Annotated in this window: 21 protein-coding genes; 19 read left to right on the top strand and 2 right to left on the bottom strand. The window is 63.1% G+C overall.

Features of this window, described 5'->3' with window-relative positions; genetic code table 11:
• Window positions 1-44: 44 nt before the first annotated feature.
• From AACP59_RS01610 to AACP59_RS01670, 13 genes are all read left to right on the top strand, one after another.
• Window positions 45-1,277 carry a major capsid protein gene (locus AACP59_RS01610; protein WP_339349562.1) on the top strand — a complete coding sequence of 411 codons (1,233 nt, stop codon included), beginning with the start codon at window positions 45-47 and terminating at the stop codon, window positions 1,275-1,277.
• Window positions 1,277-1,714, top strand: a complete 438-nt coding sequence (locus AACP59_RS01615) for a hypothetical protein (RefSeq protein ID WP_339349563.1) — start codon at window positions 1,277-1,279, stop codon at window positions 1,712-1,714. The genes AACP59_RS01610 and AACP59_RS01615 overlap by 1 nt, the downstream gene beginning before the upstream one ends.
• Window positions 1,702-2,193 (top strand): hypothetical protein, encoded by a 492-nt coding sequence (locus AACP59_RS01620; RefSeq protein ID WP_339349565.1) that lies wholly within the window; start codon window positions 1,702-1,704, stop codon window positions 2,191-2,193. Before AACP59_RS01615 ends, AACP59_RS01620 begins: the two co-directional genes overlap by 13 nt.
• Window positions 2,181-2,501 (top strand): hypothetical protein, encoded by a 321-nt coding sequence (locus tag AACP59_RS01625; protein ID WP_339349566.1) that lies wholly within the window; start codon window positions 2,181-2,183, stop codon window positions 2,499-2,501. Before AACP59_RS01620 ends, AACP59_RS01625 begins: the two co-directional genes overlap by 13 nt.
• A 2-nt stretch (window positions 2,502-2,503) precedes the next feature.
• On the top strand, window positions 2,504-2,986 hold the full coding sequence (locus tag AACP59_RS01630; RefSeq protein ID WP_339349567.1) for a hypothetical protein: 483 nt from the start codon (window positions 2,504-2,506) through the stop codon (window positions 2,984-2,986).
• Window positions 2,983-3,687 (top strand): phage tail tube protein, encoded by a 705-nt coding sequence (locus AACP59_RS01635; protein WP_339349568.1) that lies wholly within the window; start codon window positions 2,983-2,985, stop codon window positions 3,685-3,687. Before AACP59_RS01630 ends, AACP59_RS01635 begins: the two co-directional genes overlap by 4 nt.
• Before the next feature lie 129 nt (window positions 3,688-3,816).
• Window positions 3,817-4,356, top strand: coding sequence for a hypothetical protein (locus AACP59_RS01640; RefSeq protein WP_339349569.1), 540 nt, complete (start codon window positions 3,817-3,819; stop codon window positions 4,354-4,356).
• A gap of 26 nt (window positions 4,357-4,382) precedes the next feature.
• Complete coding sequence (locus AACP59_RS01645) at window positions 4,383-4,748, top strand: hypothetical protein (RefSeq protein WP_339349570.1); 366 nt, start codon at window positions 4,383-4,385, stop codon at window positions 4,746-4,748.
• Between the two features lie 51 nt (window positions 4,749-4,799).
• Window positions 4,800-10,169 (top strand): hypothetical protein, encoded by a 5,370-nt coding sequence (locus AACP59_RS01650; protein ID WP_339352918.1) that lies wholly within the window; start codon window positions 4,800-4,802, stop codon window positions 10,167-10,169.
• Window positions 10,170-10,184: 15 nt separating this feature from the next.
• Window positions 10,185-11,030, top strand: coding sequence for a hypothetical protein (locus AACP59_RS01655; protein WP_339349572.1), 846 nt, complete (start codon window positions 10,185-10,187; stop codon window positions 11,028-11,030).
• Window positions 11,018-12,586, top strand: coding sequence for a Gp37-like protein (locus tag AACP59_RS01660; RefSeq protein WP_339349574.1), 1,569 nt, complete (start codon window positions 11,018-11,020; stop codon window positions 12,584-12,586). The genes AACP59_RS01655 and AACP59_RS01660 overlap by 13 nt, the downstream gene beginning before the upstream one ends.
• The gene (locus AACP59_RS01665) at window positions 12,586-12,843 is read left to right on the top strand and encodes a hypothetical protein (RefSeq protein ID WP_339349576.1); all 258 of its coding nucleotides are present in this window, start codon (window positions 12,586-12,588) and stop codon (window positions 12,841-12,843) included. The genes AACP59_RS01660 and AACP59_RS01665 overlap by 1 nt, the downstream gene beginning before the upstream one ends.
• Complete coding sequence (locus tag AACP59_RS01670; protein ID WP_339349578.1) at window positions 12,833-13,603, top strand: hypothetical protein; 771 nt, start codon at window positions 12,833-12,835, stop codon at window positions 13,601-13,603. The genes AACP59_RS01665 and AACP59_RS01670 overlap by 11 nt, the downstream gene beginning before the upstream one ends.
• Before the next feature lie 11 nt (window positions 13,604-13,614).
• Here AACP59_RS01670 and AACP59_RS01675 read toward each other — a convergent pair whose 3' ends face one another.
• Complete coding sequence (locus AACP59_RS01675) at window positions 13,615-13,743, bottom strand: hypothetical protein (RefSeq protein ID WP_339349580.1); 129 nt, start codon at window positions 13,741-13,743, stop codon at window positions 13,615-13,617.
• A 543-nt stretch (window positions 13,744-14,286) separates the two neighbouring features.
• On the bottom strand, window positions 14,287-15,165 hold the full coding sequence (locus tag AACP59_RS01680) for a tyrosine-type recombinase/integrase (protein ID WP_339349582.1): 879 nt from the start codon (window positions 15,163-15,165) through the stop codon (window positions 14,287-14,289).
• Window positions 15,166-15,245: 80 nt separating this feature from the next.
• Between AACP59_RS01680 and AACP59_RS01685 the strand changes: the two genes are divergently transcribed.
• The 6 genes from AACP59_RS01685 to AACP59_RS01710 all read left to right on the top strand — a co-directional run bounded on the left by AACP59_RS01685 (window position 15,246) and on the right by AACP59_RS01710 (window position 17,612).
• Entirely contained in the window at window positions 15,246-15,644 is a 399-nt protein-coding gene (locus AACP59_RS01685; RefSeq protein ID WP_339349584.1) for a hypothetical protein, read from the top strand.
• Window positions 15,641-15,790 carry a hypothetical protein gene (locus AACP59_RS01690; protein WP_339349586.1) on the top strand — a complete coding sequence of 50 codons (150 nt, stop codon included), beginning with the start codon at window positions 15,641-15,643 and terminating at the stop codon, window positions 15,788-15,790. The genes AACP59_RS01685 and AACP59_RS01690 overlap by 4 nt, the downstream gene beginning before the upstream one ends.
• Window positions 15,791-15,875: 85 nt before the next feature.
• Complete coding sequence (locus AACP59_RS01695) at window positions 15,876-15,998, top strand: hypothetical protein (RefSeq protein ID WP_339349588.1); 123 nt, start codon at window positions 15,876-15,878, stop codon at window positions 15,996-15,998.
• Entirely contained in the window at window positions 15,991-16,908 is a 918-nt protein-coding gene (locus tag AACP59_RS01700) for an endolysin-like domain-containing protein (protein ID WP_339349590.1), read from the top strand. Before AACP59_RS01695 ends, AACP59_RS01700 begins: the two co-directional genes overlap by 8 nt.
• A 10-nt stretch (window positions 16,909-16,918) precedes the next feature.
• The gene (locus AACP59_RS01705; protein WP_339349592.1) at window positions 16,919-17,158 is read left to right on the top strand and encodes a hypothetical protein; all 240 of its coding nucleotides are present in this window, start codon (window positions 16,919-16,921) and stop codon (window positions 17,156-17,158) included.
• A 115-nt stretch (window positions 17,159-17,273) separates the two neighbouring features.
• Complete coding sequence (locus tag AACP59_RS01710) at window positions 17,274-17,612, top strand: hypothetical protein (protein WP_339349594.1); 339 nt, start codon at window positions 17,274-17,276, stop codon at window positions 17,610-17,612.
• Window positions 17,613-18,168: the final 556 nt, after the last annotated feature.

Below are 18,168 nucleotides of genomic sequence, written 5' to 3' on the forward strand. Positions count from 1 at the left end.
GGCCGCCAAGGGGCGGCCCCATCCATATGTGAAAGGAACAACAGATGGCTCAAGGCAATCTGAACAAGGAGATCATCGCCCCGGCGGAGGCCTCCGGCATCGCGCAGGCCGCGTTCGACGTGGCCGAGCAGGCCCTGCCCATGACCGCGGTCATGCCGGACAGGTCCAACGGCGGCAAAACCGAAGCGACCTGGACGCCCAACCTGACCCCCATGGAGGCCGATACGCTCGGCTTCCGCGCATGGGACTCGGAGACCGCGTACACCCACACCGAGGACCTCAACCAGGAGATGACCGCCCCGCTTCTGCCGCTGACCGGGCGCATGCCAATCAGCGAACGCGACGTGATCGGCAAGCTCTCCAACACCACTTGGATGAAGGACCGGGCCTCGCAGATCCTCACCACCCTGGGCACCCGTGCGGCCCTGCGCATGGAGATCGCCCGCGTCAACGCGCTGGTGGACGCCAGGTTCTCCATCAACGACAACGGCATCCACGGCGTCTGGGACTTCAAGCGGGCATCCAGCCTAAACGTCACCGCCGCCAAGTCCTGGTCCGATCCGACCGCCGACCCGGTCAAGGACATCCAGGACTGGGCCAAGCTCGTCCGCGCGGAGAACGGAGGCGTCCCCCGCGCAGCCATGACCACGTCGGCCATCATCGACGCCCTGGCCGTCAACCCCTCGGTCATCGCCCTGTACACCGCCAGGTCGAAGGACAACCCGGCCCGCATCCCCAGGGACGGCGTCTTCCAGGTCCTCTCCCAGTACGCCGGCCTGAGCGACGTGCGCATGGCCGACCTCCTGTACCAGGACGTGTGCGAGAAGAACGGCTTCCTGCTGCCCGGCGGCGGCACCTCGCTCTTCCCGGAGAACACGTTCGTGCTCCTGTCCTCCTTCAACGACCAGAGCCTGGGCTACACGCTCTCCGGCCCGACCGCCGAGGCCGTGTCGGACGACTACGAGATCGGCAAGAGCGAGAACAGCGGCCTGATCGGCGCCCTGTTCTGCTCAGGTCAGCCCGTCCGCTACGACGTGTACGTCAACGGTTCGGGCCTGCCCGTCCTGGTGCACGCCAACAGCACCCTGAAGGCGGCCCTGCCCGCGCCCAGCTCCCGTGAGGCCATCGACGCGAGGTCCATCGACCCCGAACCCGAGAACGACCCAGTGCAGGAAGACAAGAAAGGGAACAAGGACGAGGGCAAGCCGGACACCAAGGACGAGGGTAAGTCCACCGCCAGGCCGGACGCCAAGCCCGGCAAGGGCAAGGACGACTGATGCCCTCCGATCCCATAGAGGGCATCGACTGGATTCAGCAGATGCGCCTGTGGGGTGAGGAGTCGCCCGAGTCGTTCTCCGAGCGGCTGCCCCAGAACTGGATCAAAGCCCAGTGCAGGGTGGCCGCCCGGCTGGCCCTGGCGAGCGTCCCCTCCGCGAAGGACGACCTGGCCGACGGGAAGCTCCAGGAGGAGACGTTCAGCTACGTCGTGTGTCAGATGGTTCTCCGCAAGGCACGCTACCAGGCCATGAAAAGCGAGAACGACGGCTCCTACCAGTACACCAACGTCGGCCCCCAACAGGCCGACGGCGGATACAGCCCGTCGCCTAACCTGTACATATCCAAGACGGAACGCACCCTCCTGGCCGGACAGGACGGCGACCGCACGCCCCTGGGGTCCGTCAGCATGGAGGCCGAACGCATATGGACGGGATGAACGGCCCCTACCTGTACGACGAGGAACCCGCAGGAGGCGAAGGCTACCTCTTCCAGGGCAGACACCCCCGCCAGCTCTTCGACAAGGACCAGGTCATCGTCCAACCACGCAAACCCGTCAGGACAGCACACGGCAACAAGTACGAAAACGACGGCGAACCCGTCAGGGTTGTGTGCAGCGTGGAGGGACGGGCCCAGCAGGCCGGCATGTTCTCCATCTCCGGAGCGGAGGACAAGACGCCACAGAACCAGGGCGGCCTGACAGAGGTCACCCCCATCCAGATCCTCGCCAGGGAATGGCCCGGAGACATCCACAGCCTCATCTGGTGGAAAGGCGACTGGTACGACGCCGACGGCAGCCCCGTCACCAGGGACGCCGGCACACCCGAATCCAGACACGTCGAGATACGGGCCCGCCGCACAGCCATCAACATCCCCGAACCACACATCCAGGAAGGAGCGCACACATGGGGTACGTGAGAATCGACCCCCACATCGGCACCAAGGTCGCCGACCGGTTCGGCCCACGCATCACCCGCGACCACGCCAACCGCATCCAGGCCAGGGCCAAGGCGCTCGCCGACGCCCGCGCCAAGCACAGCAGCGTCGCGGACCGGATCGACCTGAGCGTCCACCACCATGGCACCGACCACCGCGTCGTGCTGAGCGTGCGGGGCCGTGACGGCAGCCAGATCGCCAGCTTCCTGGAGTGGGGCTACCACAACGTGCGGGCCGACCGGGACATGCCGGGCCTGCACATCATGCGCGACGCCGCATTCGGGGGCTGACGATGGGAACCGGCATCTTCGAGGCCACCGACCCCGCGCTGGGTGCGCAGATCGACGCCGAAACCCTCCTGCACGACCTCCTGGATGGGGCGCTGCAAGACCCGGCATGGGCCGGCACGGCCCTGACCGGTGAGATGGACGTCCAGGTCGCATCGGACGCCACACGGGGCCAGGTCGTCCTGTACCAGTGCGGACAGCCGGTCCACGTCGGCTTCGACGTGTGGCGTTTCACGGCCACCATCTCGGTCCTGGCCAACGACCCCGTCACGGCCTGGCGCCTGGCCAGCCACCTGTCATCAGCCGTCCCCTCCTGGACCTACGGGAAGGGGCCGGTCTGCTCCTCGCGTCTGACCGCCGGCTTCCACCGGTCGGCGGACATCAAGGAGAACATGCCCAAGGCAAGCAAGGAATACACCGCAGACATCCTCGTGGAGGCCAGAGCCGCCAGGGGGGACACCAACAGAAAGGAAACACCATGCCCATGAAGAAGAACGAAGGGTCTGACACCAAAGCCATCGAGGAGGAGGGGATCGAGGCCGCCGAGGCGGGGATCGAGACCCGCGACGACCCCGCACCCGCAGGGTTCGGTCTGGGGACCAACAGCAAGGCCCTGTTCCAGCCGAAGCGGGGCACCGTGTTCGTGGCGCCCAAGGATACCGAGCTGCCCACCGACCTGTCCAAGCTGCTCATCTCCTGCGAGGGGACGGGCGCATGGTCCAACCTGGGGCACACGTCGGCCGACAACCTGCCATCCTGGGACTCGGACGGCGGGGACGCCACCAGCAAGGACTCCTGGAAGACGCCGGGCGCCCGCACCACCTACGACGCCAAGACCGTCAGCGTCTCGGTGAAGTCCATCCAGGCCGACGCCAAGACCCTGAAGTTCATCTACAACGGGTGGGAGCAGGCCGACCCCGCCAAGCCCAAGGGCGTCGTCATGAGCCTGGACCCCGCGCCGCGCGACATCGCCATGGTCGTGGTCTCCTACGATCCGGGGACCGACTCCAACTTCGGCATGTACATGCCCAGCGCCTCCATGAAGGCCGACGGCATGCCCGACCTGAGCAGCGACTTCGTGGAGTTCGGCTTCAAGGCCAACGCGCAGTCCAGCAACGTCCTGCCCGCAGGACCGAACGGCCAGGAGGGAGCGTTCATGCTCCTGACGCCCGAGTACTTCACCGTCTGACACCGACACTTGCGCCCGCCCCCTCAACTCTCTCCGCCGGGGCGGGCGCAACCCCACCCCCCGCAAGGGGACAGAGCGGAGAGCAACGGCCCGGCCGCGCCGGATACGGCCCCAACGAAAGGCGGAGAGATGCCCGACAACGAAGAAGACACCCAGAACATGAACGCAACCATCCCGGAGGAGACCCCCGTCGAGCCGGAACAGCAGCCGCGGCACGCGGCCGAAGGGACGGGCACGGACCCCGGCCAGGCCCAGGCCGACGCGCAGCCCGAGACCCTGGACGAGCTCAAGGAGCGTTTCCCCGAGTTCGCCGACCTGCCGGACCTGACGCCCGCGCAGGAGCTCGACCCCGTCACCGCCGCGAAGGTCATGACCTGCCACGCGCAGATCCTGGAAGGCATGGTCTCCATGACCAAAAGGACCGAGGACGGGGACCCCTCGAAGCTGGACCAGCTCGACTGGGCCGTGTACAGCGAGTACATCATCGAGACCGCCGACCCGGTCCTGACCACCATCGCCGTGGACGACCAGGCCTGGAAGAAGTGGTGCAAGGGCCGCAACCCCTACCGGCTCGTGGACCTGTTCTTCATGCTGGTCAACCTGTACGCGGGTCAACTGGGAAAATCCGACGGCTCCGCAGCCTCTACGGACGCTGCCCCGTCCAACTGACCTGCGACTTCCGCCGCTACTACGGCATGGACCTGCCCGAAGCGTACCGGCATGAGGACCCCTCCCTGATGGACCGGTTGACGGCAGGACTGGAACTGGTCGACGAGAGCCTGTACCGCCAGTGGGTCATGGAACACGCCGAGCAGGGCGGCCGGGCAGGCAGGGACGGGGACGAGGAGCCGCGCCTGGAATTCCACTCCTGGAGGCAGGAGACGGCCCTGCTGCTGGACCTGCGCAACTACGCGGCCATGCTCGTCAACTCGCGGCTGGAGGACAAGGCCAAGCCCATGCCCATGATCCGGTATCCGGGGACCCCGCAGGAGGGGAGAGGGGACACCGGCAAGCACGCCACCACCCTGCAGGGACTGAAGAACCTGGTGGCCGGAGTTTGACAGGACGCCGGCCACCAGGGCCGGCGTCACCACCACGGAAGGAGCCTCGCCATGGCCGACATGTTCATTGGCGGCAAGATCGGCATCGACGTCAAGCCCGACACCACGGGGTTCGGGGCGGAACTGGATGCCAAGCTGCGCCGCTACGCCGCCAAGGACATCAGCGTCCCCGTCCGGTTCGACCCCGACGCGGCCCGCTACCGGAGCGTCGCGGACGGCATCGACGGAAGCCGGCTGAACGTGCGCGCCGAGATACGCGGCGACGACAAGGCCCTGCGCGCCCTGACGGACAAGTGGGACGCCGAACGCATCGACATCACGGCCAGGCTCGATCCGAAGATGGACGACAAGCGGCTGGCCGAACAGCTCGCCCACGCGCAGAACCGGATCGGCAACGCCTTCGCCAAGTCCGCCTCCAGCCGCAACGACACCATCCTCGACGGGATGGACAGCAGACTCAAGAAGAGCCTGGACAACAACATCCGGGCCCTGCACGAGCAGGAGAAGGCCGCACGCCACACCCTGCCCGTCATCGACGACATGACCATGAGCAGCGCCGGCCTGAAGGCCAACAGCAGCGACGCCAGCCGGTCCTTCACCCGGATGCGCCGCGACGCCTCCGGCACCATCGGCCGCCTCCAGGAGATGAGCGGTCACCTCAAGAGCATGCAGGACGCGCTCCTGCGCAGCCGCCCCATGGGGGCGGACCGTTCCATCAACGACCAGGCCAACCGGCTGCGCCGCGAGTACCAGTGGTCCATCGACCAGCTCAAGAAAAACCCCGGAGCCAAGATCAAGGTCGATGTGGACGGCTACACACAGGCCGAAACCAAGCTCCACAAGCTGGTCCAGGACACCGAGCGCCTCTCCCGTAAGGAAGCCCGTATCCGCATCTACACGGAAGGCGCTGACCGGCTCCAGGACCAGCTCGACTCCCTGCGCCACCGGTACATGAACCTGCCCGCAGAGACCAGCCGCAGCATCCAGCACACCATCGACAGGATGCGCCACGCCGCCCTCAAGGTCGGCGACAACGAGGACAGCAGATACACCATCAACCTCGACGCCGACACCACCGAGGCCCGCCACAAGATCAACGAGTTCCAACGCAAGAACGACAAACTCCAGATGGACCTCGACCTGCAGACCGCACTGGCAAGCGTCCACATGGCCGAGTTCACCCGGCCCCGGAGCGTCACCGTATGGGCCAACTTCAAGGGCACCAACCTCGGCAAGATCCTGAACGGCATGACCATGGGCGCCACCGGCCTGCAGGGCGTGTCCAACGAGTTCGACCGCCTCGTCAACCTCTTCGACACCCTGGACCGCAAAGTCCCCAAGGTCACCCTCCTCGGCACAGCCCTCGCGGGACTCGCCTCCGGGACCCTCAACGTCGCCGGAACCATAGGCGGACTGGGCACCAGCATCATCTCCATGAGTAAGGCCGCCCTCGCCGCCCCAGCAGCACTCGGAGGGCTTGGAGCCGCCGGGTACGGGATCTACGCAGCATACAAGCAGGCCTCCGACGCCTTCGACATCACCACCACCAAACTCGACGGGCTCCTCACCAGGGTCGGCAACACCTTTTGGGACCAGGCCCGCGACCCCCTGCGCGACCTCGCCAACGACATCGCCCCCACCCTCGCCGACGGGCTCGGCAACGTCGCCATCCAGGAAGGCCACATGGCCGCAGGCATGGCCGAAGTGGTCCGCCAGGCCAACCAGCAGGGACAGATCAGCCACATCCTCGACAACACCACACGGGCCGTGGGCCGTCTCACCCCGGGCATGCAGGACCTCCTCAAGACAGTCCTCACCCTCGGCGACCGCACCAGCGACTACCTGCCCCGCATGGCAGGCTGGATCAGCAACCTCACCGCCCGCACCGCCGAATGGGTCGACGTGGCCGACAAGACCGGCAAAATCGACCAGGCCATCTTCGACGCCACTACCCAGGCCGGCTTCCTCAAGGACTCATTCCACAGCCTCTCCGGCATCCTCTCCGGCACCTTCGGCACCATAGCCGAAAGCCAGAACGGCATCGAAGGCCTGAGCAAAGCACTCCACAACGCCGACCAGGCCGTCAACTCCGTCAGGTTCCAAGCCACCCTCCGTGAATGGACAGCCGGCGCGAAACAAGCCAAGGACGAAGTACGCGGCAGCTTTACCACCATCGGCGACACCGCCTACAGCCTGCGCGACACCACCCGGGCCGTATTCCAGGACTCCGGCAAGATCATCAGCGCTTCCATCCAAGGAGCCAGCAGAATCCTCACCGCCTCCGCCCCCGGCATCCGCTCCTTCGCCGACGGCGCCACCAGCGGCATCACCAAACTCTCCAAAGCCGCAGGCGACACCGCACCGATGTTCAACAACCTCCTCAGCATGACCGGCCGCCTCGCCGACACCTTCGGAGGCACCCTCGGCAACAGCCTCAAAGCCGCCTCACCACTCATCCAGGCGCTCGCGGCCGGCACCGAGGCCGTGTCCTCCGCGTTCGCCAAGCTGCCGGCACCCGTGCAGGCCGCCATCGGCATGTGGATGACGTTCGGACGGGCGGGGAAGGGCGCCCTGGACACGGTCAAGTCCAGCATGATGCAGCAGATCCTCCAGCAGGCGCAGCTCAACGCCAGCCTGCAGCGTCTCGGCATGACCGGCGCCAACGTTGACACCAGTTTCAAGAGCGTGGCCGGCACCTGGGCCAAGATGAAGATCGGGGACCTGGGAGGCCAAGCCAAGTCCGTCGCCGAAGGCATCGAATCAGTGGGGGCTGCCTCCGGCAGGGCCACCGGGCACTTCTCACGCCTCAAGGAAGGCGCATCAGGCCTCTTCCAGGCCATGGGCGGGATCAAGGCCCTGGGGACCGACGTGGCAATAGGGGCCGTCACTCTGGCGGTCAGCGCCTACAGTATGCACGTCGCCAACGCCCAGGCAAGGCAGCAGTCCTTCAACAGCGCCCTGAGCGCCGCCGGAGATGCAGCCGAGACCGCGAAGAACGGGATGAGCAAGGCGGGCCAGGCCATCCGTGACGCCTTCAAGGACAACAACATGACCGGCTGGCACATGTGGGACAACTGGCAGACCGGCGCCAACGGGGCCGAGGACGCCATGAAGAAGCTCGGTCTGTCCAGCAGCAGCGTGTTCGACTCCATCGAGAAGGGCGGCCCGGCATACGACAGCCTGATCAAGTCACTGGACAGGATGGTCGCCTCCGGGTCCACCGTCACCCAGGGCCTGACCGGGCAGACCACGAGCATGACACAGCAGGCCCAGACCGCCAGCAAGCTCTCCGAAGTGGTCAGGCAGCTCCGCGAAAACTATGTGGAGGCGGCGGCCTCACTGGGCAAGGCTAACGGGTACGGCGAGGACTACTCCCGCAACCTCGCCAACCAGGTGCACAACACCGACGAGCTGAACAAGCTGCTGGCCTCCGACACGGAACGCCAGAACATGCTCAACGAGGCCCGGCAGAAGAGCACCAGCATCCTTGAGGAGCAGCAGAACGCCCACATCCGTGCCGCCTCCGCCGCCAGTGAGTACGGCAAGACCGTGGACACCATGGGGCAGCAGATCAGCCGTGTGCAGGAGCTCGCCGCCGCGGGGCAGCAGGTCTGGGACGCGAACAAGAACAGCTTCGACTACATGAGTGAAGCCGGCCGCACCGCGTCGGACAGCCTCACCAAACTCGCCTCGGATTCGAACGACTACCTCAAGGCCATGGTCGCCAACGGGGCGGGCGCGGACGAGGTGCGCGGCAAGCAGGCCGAGATGGCCAACCAGTTCCTCCAGACAGCCGAGAGCATGGGCGTGCCCGAGGAGGCCGCCCGGCAGCTCAGCGAACAGTACCTGATGACCCCGCAGACCATAGAGACCGAGTTCAAGGTCAAGGCCGAACAGGCCAAGGGTCAGCTCATGCAGATCGCAAGCGACCTCCTGGCTCTCTTCCCCAAGGACAAGGGCCTCCAGGCGGACCAGGCGTACCGGTTCGTCATCAACGCCATCACCAACGGGCAGATGGACGTCAACCAGCTCTCCGACACCATGACCAAGCTCTCCACCGGCAAGTATGTGGTCGTCATGACCGCCGACAACCAGCAGGTCATGCTGTCCAAGGAACAGGCGGAGGCCGGCCTGGCCCAGTTCGACGGGAAGGAGTGGAAGACCAAACTGACCGCCGAGGACTTCGCCTCCGGCAAGGCCGAGAACCTGCTGAAGACCTTGCAATCCTCGGGACTGGACGGCAAGACCATCCGTCTGCTCCTGGATGCCGACGACAAGGCGTCAGGCAAGATCAAGGATGTGCAGGGTCTGGCCCACACGCTGGGTCTGTCGGACGACGACATCAAGCTGATTCTGGAGTGCCAGGACAACGCCAGCCCCAAGCTGGAAGCCGTGAGGCAGAAGCTCAGGAGCCAGGGGCTCAGCGACAAGCAGATCGAGTTCATCCTGGACCTGATCGACAACGCCAGCTCCAAGCTCGATGGGGTCGAGAACAAGAAGAAGAAAGCCGTGAAGGGAGCCTCGTTCACGCTTGATGCCGACGACAGCCCGTTCCAGGGCAAGGTCCGCAACATCGATGCCATGGCCCTGCCCGACAAGACCCTGAACATCCAGGGAAACGACGGGCCAGCCATCACCCGCTACAACGGGCTCAGCTCCCTGCCGGACCTGTTCAAGAGGATGTTCCTGAACGGGGACAATACGAACGCGAACAACAGCTACGCCATGGTCGGATGGCTGCCCAACCTGCTCAAGTGGATGTTCCTCAACGGGAACAACAACGACGCGAACGGCCGTTACAACGCCATCCAAGCGCTCGCCAACATCCTGAAATGGCTGATCATCAACGGCAATGCTGATGACGCCAACAACAAGATGAACAGCATCCGTAGCTACCAAGGTGTCACCCTGGCGACCGCCTATGCGGCCATCAACGGGAACAGGGGAGCCTTCGACGCCATGGCCAGATCCATCAACGGGTCGGTTATAGCGACGGCCTACGTTCGCGTGGAAAAGCAAGGTGGCGCGATCCAAGCCGCAACAGGAGGACGAATCTACGGCCCTGGAACCAAGACCAGCGACAGCGTCCCCGTCCAAGCCTCCCGCGGCGAAATGATGCTGAAGGCCGCAACCGTAGACCGACTCGACCGCATGTACGGGCGAGGGTTCCTCAACACGCTCAACGCAACCGGCTACATCCCTGGGACCTACGCCGCGAAAGCCATGAAGACCACATCCAAACTCGCCAACGTCGCAGGAATGGCCAACGGACTCAACATCCAGGTGCAAGTCAACCCCAAGGTGGACATGCAGCCCGTCGTCAACGAACTCCAGAGCCTGCACGAGGAACTCGGACCAATCATCGCAACATCGGCCCCTGCCCCTCCCGGCAGCAGGGACCTAAGACGCATGCTGCACTAGAAGGAAGGAGACACCATGAAGGAACTCAACTACCGGTCGGGTGTCACCGGCCGGAACCTGGACCTGGAATCCACCGACGTATGGTTAGGCCCCGCACGCTCCTTCAGAAACCGCGTCTGGTCCTACAAACTCGGAGGACGAGGAGCCGAACAGATAACCAGAGACGCCAGAGAAGCCAAACTGACAGTCGAATACGGATCACGAGAAGCCATGGACAAGGCCGAAGAACAATTCGAAGCCGACCTGACCGCAGGCCGACCAGGAGTCATATCCGCCTACACCATGAACGACAAGGAATGGACCCAAAACGCCTACATCCCACTCTCCGAATCCACCGACGACCGACACGGCCTCACCTGCGACCTGACCATCCTCCTCCTCGACGGAGTATGGAGACACCAACTACCACCAACCGACTTCAACACCAGCATCGACATCACCTCCGGCATCTACCTCGACCTGCCAACAGACGTCCCATACGACCTCAAACCCGGCAGCATCAGCCAGAAGATAACCAACCCATCACTCACCCCAATGCCATGGATCAGCCACATCTACGGCCCCTGCACCGACCCCTACTTCCGCATCAGAGGCAACCTCTACCAAGTCAACTGCGAAGTACCACCCGACGGATACCTGACAATCACAGCGCTCGCGGGACAGAAGAGCGTCATCCTCACCGATGCCGTCGGAGGCCGGACCGACGTGTTCGCCAAGGCACGGCGAGGCAGGGGGCTCAATGGCGGGGAGTACATCTTCCAGCCCATCCCCGCGGGCACCAATGAGGTCACCTGGCCCAACACGTTCGGCTTCGACATCGCCATCGTGCAGGAGAGGAGCACCCCACCATGGTCGATCTGATCGTAGCCAGCGGTGCGAGCAGGTACAACATCGAGAGTTGGGACATCGACCTTGCCTACGGCACCCAGGACGGGGAGAACGACTTCTGCCTGACCCTGCACCGGAACCTGCTCATCGACAAGAACAGCATCATCCGAGTGGACGGCTCCGACATAGGCGGGATCGTGGACGAAAGGACCACCAAGAAGGAGACGTCAACAGGCGGGTCCGTCAGCTACAAGGGCCGAACCTGGAGCGGCATGCTGGCCAACAAGATTCTCTCACCCGACGCAGGCCAGGACCACCTCAAGGTCTCCGGCGCCACCACACAGGTCCTGCGCAATCTGATCAGCCGCATAGGACTGGCGGGCGTCTTCATGGTGGACCCGTCGCCTGGCTCGGTCAACTACCGGTTCGACAGGTACACCGATGCCTACACCGGCATAACCAAGATGCTAGCGTCGAGCGGCATGCGGCTGAAGTTCCAGAGCCGCCAGGACCAGACCTTCATCAGTGCCGCCGCCATAGTGGACAACACCGATGTAATCGACTCTGACCTGATCGACTTCACGTCCACGAAGACCTACCGGCGGGTGAACCATCTCATAGGGATGGGGGAGGGAGAGCTGAAGAACAGGGTCATCGTCCACTACTACGCGAACGAGAAGGGCGAGGTCAGTCAGAAGCAGACCCTATTCGGCATCGACGAGATCACCCAGACCTACGACTACAGCAACGCGAAAGCCGACGAGCTCAACGAGAAGACCAAGGAGAAGCTCAAGGAACTCCAAGGGGAGGGCAGCATCGAGGTCACCGTGCTGGATGGCGCCACATACGAGGTCGGAGACCTGGTTACAGGCAGGGACAACAGGACCGGGGTCACCGTAAAAGCGCCGATAGTGAAGAAGATCATCAAAGCCGACCACGGTCTGGTCAGCGTCGAGTACCAGGCCGGCGACGACGGCAAGCATGGAGCGGGGAGCCTCTCCGGCAACGCCGAATTCGGCTCGCCCTCCACAATCATCCAGGCCGGCAACGGTTTGACCCTGATTGGCAACACCCTGAACGCCGACGTCACTTCCGCCGACCTGCTTGCAGTCAGCAAGAAAGCGGACGACGCGGCAAAGACGGCATCGGACTTCGGGGAACAGATAGGCCAGGCCCAGCAAGCCGCCAAGGCGGCCATACAGGAGGTCGCCGGAACAGCACCCATCAAAACAACCAAGACCGGAGCCAAGGTCACCGTCTCCTTGGGAGAGGTAACGCAGGCGGAGTCCGGCTCCATGAGTCCCGCCGACAAGAAGAAACTCGATGGGATCGACGACAAGGCCAACAACTACAGCCTTCCCGTCGCATCCGACAAGGCACTGGGCGGAGTACGACCCGACGGAACCAGCATCACCATAAGCGCCCAGGGGGTCATCTCGGCCCACGCCACAGGTCCCGGCAACGCATCCAGCTACCCGGTGGGCAGTGTCATCACCAACACGAACGGAGCCAACCCGGCATCCGTTTACGGAGGAACCTGGCGGCAACTGCCCTCGCTCGGCGCCTTCACATGGGAAAGGACAAAGTAATGGCAAAACAGAAAGGCATCACGCGGTTCACCTGCGACCGGTGCAACACCGTGGAATACCTGCCCGAGGGGGACCCGCACATCGACGAATGGCGCGAGATCCAGCACATCACGGCCGACGGCACCCAGAACACCAGACTCCTGTGCAAGAGCTGCCACCCGACCTGGCACACCTTCGCAATCCAACAGGACAACGAATTCAACCAATTCATGCTTCAGAAAGACCGGGACAAGGAGGACAAGACCAATGACCGTTGAACTCGTACACGGATTCGCAGGAACCCCCCATATCGACGCGAACGACATCGCATCGTTCAACACGGGCATAGTGGGCGGGGGAGATTACGTGCTCAACACCAAGGAGATGCTCAAGGCAAACATGAGCAACGCCAACACGTTCGTGCTCGCAAGCGGCGACCTGCTCATGCAGGGACGCCATGTGACCTTCACCTCCTCAACCTCGGCGACTGTCGTTTCCGGCGCCCAGGGGGTGAAGAGGAACGACCTGGCCGTTTGCCGATACTCAAGAGCGTCCAACGGCGTCGAGACGGCGGAGCTGAAGATCATCCAGGGAGCCGCCACGCAGGGCACACCAGCCGACCCCGGATATCAGAAGGGCCGCATAATCGAAGGCGCAACCGTCGCGGACATGCCCCTGTACCGCATCCCGATCTCCGGCATCACCCCCGGCACTCCCATCCCTCTCTACAACCGCATACCCAGCATGTGGGATTCCGTAACCCACATGCGGACCGGCAGGAAGACGTTGACTTCTGAAGGGACCGATTCCTTAAGGTTGTTCGACCAGCCTCAGTTCACTGCGATCGCCGGCAGGTCATTCGACCCGGCCCGGGATTTTGTGGCAGTCATGCTGTCGAATCGGGCAGACTCCTCGACAACATCCGCAATCGCTTGCGACTACGTGCCGGGAGTGAAGTGGCTGACCGTCAGGATGAACAAGCCCACTAACAAGGGTGCTCTCATTGACATTTCTTATTTGATCGTACTGGGACGGTAGAGCTGGCCTGTTCAGATGAGCCATGTCGCGTGGATGAAGAGGTCGGCGAAGGCGGCCCCTGTGAGGGTGTCGTTCGCCACTCCGAGAGTCCCGTCCGGGTCGGCGTAGAGGTGACTGACGTTCCGTCTGCTTGAGGTCATCCAGACCCGTGCGGACGGACGATAGCCGGCCGGTATGGTGGCAACCACCCAGCCGCTTTTCCAGCCGCCGGGACGGCCGATCACGCCCCGGAGCTCCACCAGGTTCCCCCATTTTGCGACGCAGAGGTGGGGGTCATCCGTCTGTCCCCACTGCCACCCTCCGCTAGGTGTGACCTGTGTCCACCCCGTGCGGGTTACGGAATGCTAGTCGGACAACCAGGAGCCCTGCAGAGAGAAGTAATAGCCCACTGCCCCAGATCCACTTATGTACATGATCCCGTCGGAACCGATTCGCAGATTGAATGACTGTGAGTTGTTGCCCATGAACAGGACCGTCGCGGACGTGTTCCTGGCAGGACGGTACTGGGCTGGCAATGCAGGTTCGTTGGCTTTGATATTGGTCAGGTTAGAGAAGGTGGAGGATAGGTTGATCTGTCCCGTGGCTTGGACCAGCCGACCGAACTTGACCAGTTGCATCTTTTGAGACGAGAAAGGAACAGGAGAGGTCGTACTTTCCAGTGAATGGGTTACGGAATCCCCTTTCTACTTGCTCATGATCGTGTTGGCCCATTGTTTCTGTGCCTCTTTGAGGACATCGAGGTCGGGTCTGAGGTAGTAGCGTGCGGTGGTTTCGATGCTGGAATGGCCCAGGGCGCGGCTGACGACGGCCACGTCGACGCCGGCGGCGAGGGCCGTGGTCGCCCATGAGTGGCGCAGGTTGCGTCTGGGCACGCAGGGCAGGCTGTGTTGGCGGCACCATGCGCGGTAGCGTCTGTCGACCTGGTTCGGGTTGAGGTCCCCGATGAGACGGCCTTTGCCTTTGATCTGGCGTAGTCGCATGACGGCGAACCGGGGGAGGACCACGGTGCGTCTGCTCAGTTCGGTCTTGGGTTCGACGGTCAGTTCGTGTCCGGCGACCCATTGCAGGCCGCGACGGATGTGGACGTGTCCCGTGGTCAGGTTGATGTCGCCCCATTCCAGCCCCAGGGCCTCCTCGGTTCTGAGGCCCAGTGTCGCCGAGCAGATGAGCCAGGCCTCCAAAGGGTGGCCGTAGAAGCCCTGGAGGAGTTGGCGGATCTGTCCGGCGTCGAGGACCTCCGGCTGGTAGTCGGTTCGTTTGAGGGGCCTGACCTGGATGGTGGGGTCGCGTTCGAGCAGTCCCCAGCGCATGGCTTTGCGCAGGATGGAGCGGAACACGGCCCAGGCTTTCCGGGCTGCGCCTTCGCTCGGCATGCCGGCCATCCACAGTTCTATCCGCTCGGCGCTGACCTCGTCGAGCTCGACGTCTCCGAACTCCGGCAGGATGTGCCGGTCGAGGGCGCTCCTGTAACCGATCAGCGTGCATTCGCGCAGCCCCCGGCAGGAGGGCATCCACTGGTCATTGACGAACTCCCGGACAAGCATCTCTTGTTTCCAATCCAACTAAAACCCACACGGGGAATCGTCCTTCCGGGCGTGAATGCCGTGTGGGTTTCCTACAGGTACGAAAGGCAGTATCGCATATGCTCGACTCGTTGACGGGTGGCCTTATCTCCGACGCGGTGGTGATCGCCCTGCTTGGCCTGATCGTGAAGATCTGGCCGAGAGGGCTCAGCGCCCTGGCCACTTGGCTCTATTCACACGTCGACCCGGGCCATCTCCCTTACGACTCCGACATGAACCGGCACTGGCGTCAGACCAGCGAACTGCGCAGGCAGACCGAGCAGGTGCAGGACCAGCTCAGGGAGATCCGCAAGGACACCATCAAGAACACCCTGGTCAACCTCATGGAACAGCCCGGCGACCAAAGCTCTAAGGTCCGTTACGAACTGTCGAAACTCGAATCCCTGGACGCCCACTGCTGGGTCATGCAGGAAGCCGAGGACTACCTGGCCCAACACCACAGGAAGGGGCGGTCATGAACAGACGAACCGTGCTGACCATCCTGGGCATCGTCGCCTGCCTGTGCCTGGCATCCGCAGCCGTCTTCGGACTGGCCCTCCTGCTCGGGTCGGCACTTCGGAACCTGCTGAGAGTCCTGGTCCTCTTCCTGCTGGCGGCAGCCTGAGCACCTTCCACCACTTTTATCCACGGCCATCCTCAACCGAGGGTGGCCTTTTCTATGCCCGGAGACGGGCGGAAAGGGGGCCGTCATGGCCGACCACCAAGTGCACGAACACCAACCGCAGGGGGAGACCCTGCCACCCGACGACATACCGGTCATCTCTGCCGAGGAAGCCGCCCAGGCTCTGGAAGGGGGGCGGGACAATGGCTGATCTGAACGTCCTGATCGACCGTATGCGCTACTGGTGCGACATCGCCGACCTCGGCTATTCGCAGTCGGACCGGTGGAACATCCGCAACGGCGGCAACGCCGACTGCTCCAGCCTGGTGATCTGGTGCCTGCGGGAGGCGGGCTTCGACACCGGGTCGGCGACCTACACCGGGAACCTGAGCCGGGAGCTGACCGCCAGGGGGTGGGTGCGGCTGCCCAACAACGGCAACCCCCTGCCCGGGGACATCCTGCTGAACGACCTGGACCATGTGGCCGTCTACCTCGGCGGCGGGCGTCTGGCCCAGGCCAGCATCAGCGAGAACGGCACCGCCTGGGGTGCCGGCGGCGACCAGACCGGCGGGGAGACCAACACCAACCCCTACTATGACTACCCATGGGACTGCTACCTGCGCTTCTCCGGACAGCAGACCCCTGTCGCGCCGGTCTCCCTGGCCACGCACGTCCACTACGGTGCCCATGTGCTCGCAGGCTCCTGGCAGACGGAGGTCACCGACTTCGGGGAAGGGGACGACGGGTTCGCCGGCGTCCCGTTCGCCTCGCATGACCTGATCTACATGCGTGCGGACGAGGGGGACCTGCGCTATCAGGTCCACACCATCGAGGACGGCTGGCTGGACTGGGTCAACCAAGGCAACCCGGCAGACACCGTCAACGGGTGCGCCGGCATCGTCGGCCACACCATCGACGGCATCAGGATCTACTACACGACACCGGCCGGCAAGACCCTCTCCCAGGCCTGGTACAGGAGCCAGACAACCGCCCGGGAGGGATGGCTCGACGTCGTATGCGACGACGGCACCAGCAACGGCGGGGACGATTACGCGGGCATGTACGGCGAGCCCCTCGACCGTCTCCAGATCGCCATCTGCGACCAGAACCCCTATAGATAAGGAGTCAATCATGACAGACAACCTCATGCCCGAGCACGCAGCACCCAGACACGGAGACGACTACACGCCCGTCTTCAGCGACCAGGTGCGCACCTGGGTCTACGTGTTCGGCCTGATCGCCTCGGTGGTCGGCCTGGGCTTCATGTGCTTCGGCCACCCCGAGATCGGCGGTTTCATCTCGACAGCCGCAGGAGCCATCGCAGCCGGCTTCGGCGTCGCCTACAACCCCGTACGACTGTCAGGCAAGTAGCACTTTATAGGACTTGTAGGCAAAAAGTGCTCGTTTGCAAGAAAAGTGCAGTATCGCCCCTGCTCCGGGAGACCGGATCGGGGGCGATCGTCGTATATACGGATATGCTTATAACATGGATAATTCTCAAAATCTGTACAAGCAAGAAGTCGTCCGCGATGTGAGGAAATGGTGGCCGTTGCTGACTCCTGAAGAGCAGCAGACCATCAAGGATCTGTATCCAATGGGTCGACACTCGGAAGACATTCCGGCACCGCTTCCGGTCAGGTTGGCTGAGAAAATAGACCGGTACCGGCGGTCAACGAGTTTCGGGACGATTGATATGGAAGAACCATGGCAGACCGGCCCTGTTGAGCCGAACCACCCATTTGAGCCTGCACTATTGGATTGTGAAGTGGAAGAGCTACACAAACTATGGAAAGAAGAAGAGAATAAAACTACACCTCAAAAGTGAGGTTGATTTATCTCACCCTTGAAGGAAACAGGCTATCCCTGCTGGTCATTATCGTCTCTGCGTTATTCCACGTCGTTCCACCGCCCTGCCTCTCGCTGAAGATCAATCGGCGGGGCCTTTGTAAATTCAGGGTGTCATTTTGAAATAAAGTAGTTACTCTCTTTCGTTTTGACACCCATTTTTTACACTGCTCTATCTTTGCAGGTCGCACTCCTATACGCTGGCCTTATCGTGCCATGCGGGTTTCCCCCGATTGCCGTATGGCACGTTTCACTGCCGGATAACCAGCGTCGGTTGTCCTATCATCCACTTATGCCCTACATCCCCGACGACATAAGCCAAATACCAGATAACCACCCCGATCTCCTTCCGGCGCCCCAAGATTGCAAAGAGAGACTCACCATCTTACTGCATAAACAACTCGACCAGATCATAGACCAGGAACACCAACCAGGGCACAACAAAGAAGAACAACAACAACTCAAAGCACTACACCAACAAATACGTCAGGACCTCACCGCCATACGATACAGCGCCAGAGAAGCAGACATCATCC

Origin of the sequence: Bifidobacterium indicum (assembly GCF_036987015.1) — a bacterium.
GTDB classification, from domain to species: Bacteria; Actinomycetota; Actinomycetes; order Actinomycetales; family Bifidobacteriaceae; genus Bombiscardovia; species Bombiscardovia indica.

Excerpts from the sequence above, each read along its gene's own strand:
- AACP59_RS01610 (WP_339349562.1), top strand. The coding sequence starts at position 45 with ATGGCTCAAGGCAATCTGAACAAGGAGATCATCGCCCCGGCGGAGGCC.
- AACP59_RS01615 (WP_339349563.1), top strand. The coding sequence starts at position 1,277 with ATGCCCTCCGATCCCATAGAGGGCATCGACTGGATTCAGCAGATGCGC.
- AACP59_RS01620 (WP_339349565.1), top strand. The coding sequence starts at position 1,702 with ATGGACGGGATGAACGGCCCCTACCTGTACGACGAGGAACCCGCAGGA.
- AACP59_RS01625 (WP_339349566.1), top strand. The coding sequence starts at position 2,181 with ATGGGGTACGTGAGAATCGACCCCCACATCGGCACCAAGGTCGCCGAC.
- AACP59_RS01630 (WP_339349567.1), top strand. The coding sequence starts at position 2,504 with ATGGGAACCGGCATCTTCGAGGCCACCGACCCCGCGCTGGGTGCGCAG.
- AACP59_RS01635 (WP_339349568.1), top strand. The coding sequence starts at position 2,983 with ATGAAGAAGAACGAAGGGTCTGACACCAAAGCCATCGAGGAGGAGGGG.
- AACP59_RS01640 (WP_339349569.1), top strand. The coding sequence starts at position 3,817 with ATGCCCGACAACGAAGAAGACACCCAGAACATGAACGCAACCATCCCG.
- AACP59_RS01645 (WP_339349570.1), top strand. The coding sequence starts at position 4,383 with ATGGACCTGCCCGAAGCGTACCGGCATGAGGACCCCTCCCTGATGGAC.
- AACP59_RS01650 (WP_339352918.1), top strand. The coding sequence starts at position 4,800 with ATGGCCGACATGTTCATTGGCGGCAAGATCGGCATCGACGTCAAGCCC.
- AACP59_RS01655 (WP_339349572.1), top strand. The coding sequence starts at position 10,185 with ATGAAGGAACTCAACTACCGGTCGGGTGTCACCGGCCGGAACCTGGAC.
- AACP59_RS01660 (WP_339349574.1), top strand. The coding sequence starts at position 11,018 with ATGGTCGATCTGATCGTAGCCAGCGGTGCGAGCAGGTACAACATCGAG.
- AACP59_RS01665 (WP_339349576.1), top strand. The coding sequence starts at position 12,586 with ATGGCAAAACAGAAAGGCATCACGCGGTTCACCTGCGACCGGTGCAAC.
- AACP59_RS01670 (WP_339349578.1), top strand. The coding sequence starts at position 12,833 with ATGACCGTTGAACTCGTACACGGATTCGCAGGAACCCCCCATATCGAC.
- AACP59_RS01675 (WP_339349580.1), bottom strand. The coding sequence starts at position 13,743 with ATGACCTCAAGCAGACGGAACGTCAGTCACCTCTACGCCGACCCGGAC.
- AACP59_RS01685 (WP_339349584.1), top strand. The coding sequence starts at position 15,246 with ATGCTCGACTCGTTGACGGGTGGCCTTATCTCCGACGCGGTGGTGATC.
- AACP59_RS01690 (WP_339349586.1), top strand. The coding sequence starts at position 15,641 with ATGAACAGACGAACCGTGCTGACCATCCTGGGCATCGTCGCCTGCCTG.
- AACP59_RS01695 (WP_339349588.1), top strand. The coding sequence starts at position 15,876 with ATGGCCGACCACCAAGTGCACGAACACCAACCGCAGGGGGAGACCCTG.
- AACP59_RS01700 (WP_339349590.1), top strand. The coding sequence starts at position 15,991 with ATGGCTGATCTGAACGTCCTGATCGACCGTATGCGCTACTGGTGCGAC.
- AACP59_RS01705 (WP_339349592.1), top strand. The coding sequence starts at position 16,919 with ATGACAGACAACCTCATGCCCGAGCACGCAGCACCCAGACACGGAGAC.
- AACP59_RS01710 (WP_339349594.1), top strand. The coding sequence starts at position 17,274 with ATGGATAATTCTCAAAATCTGTACAAGCAAGAAGTCGTCCGCGATGTG.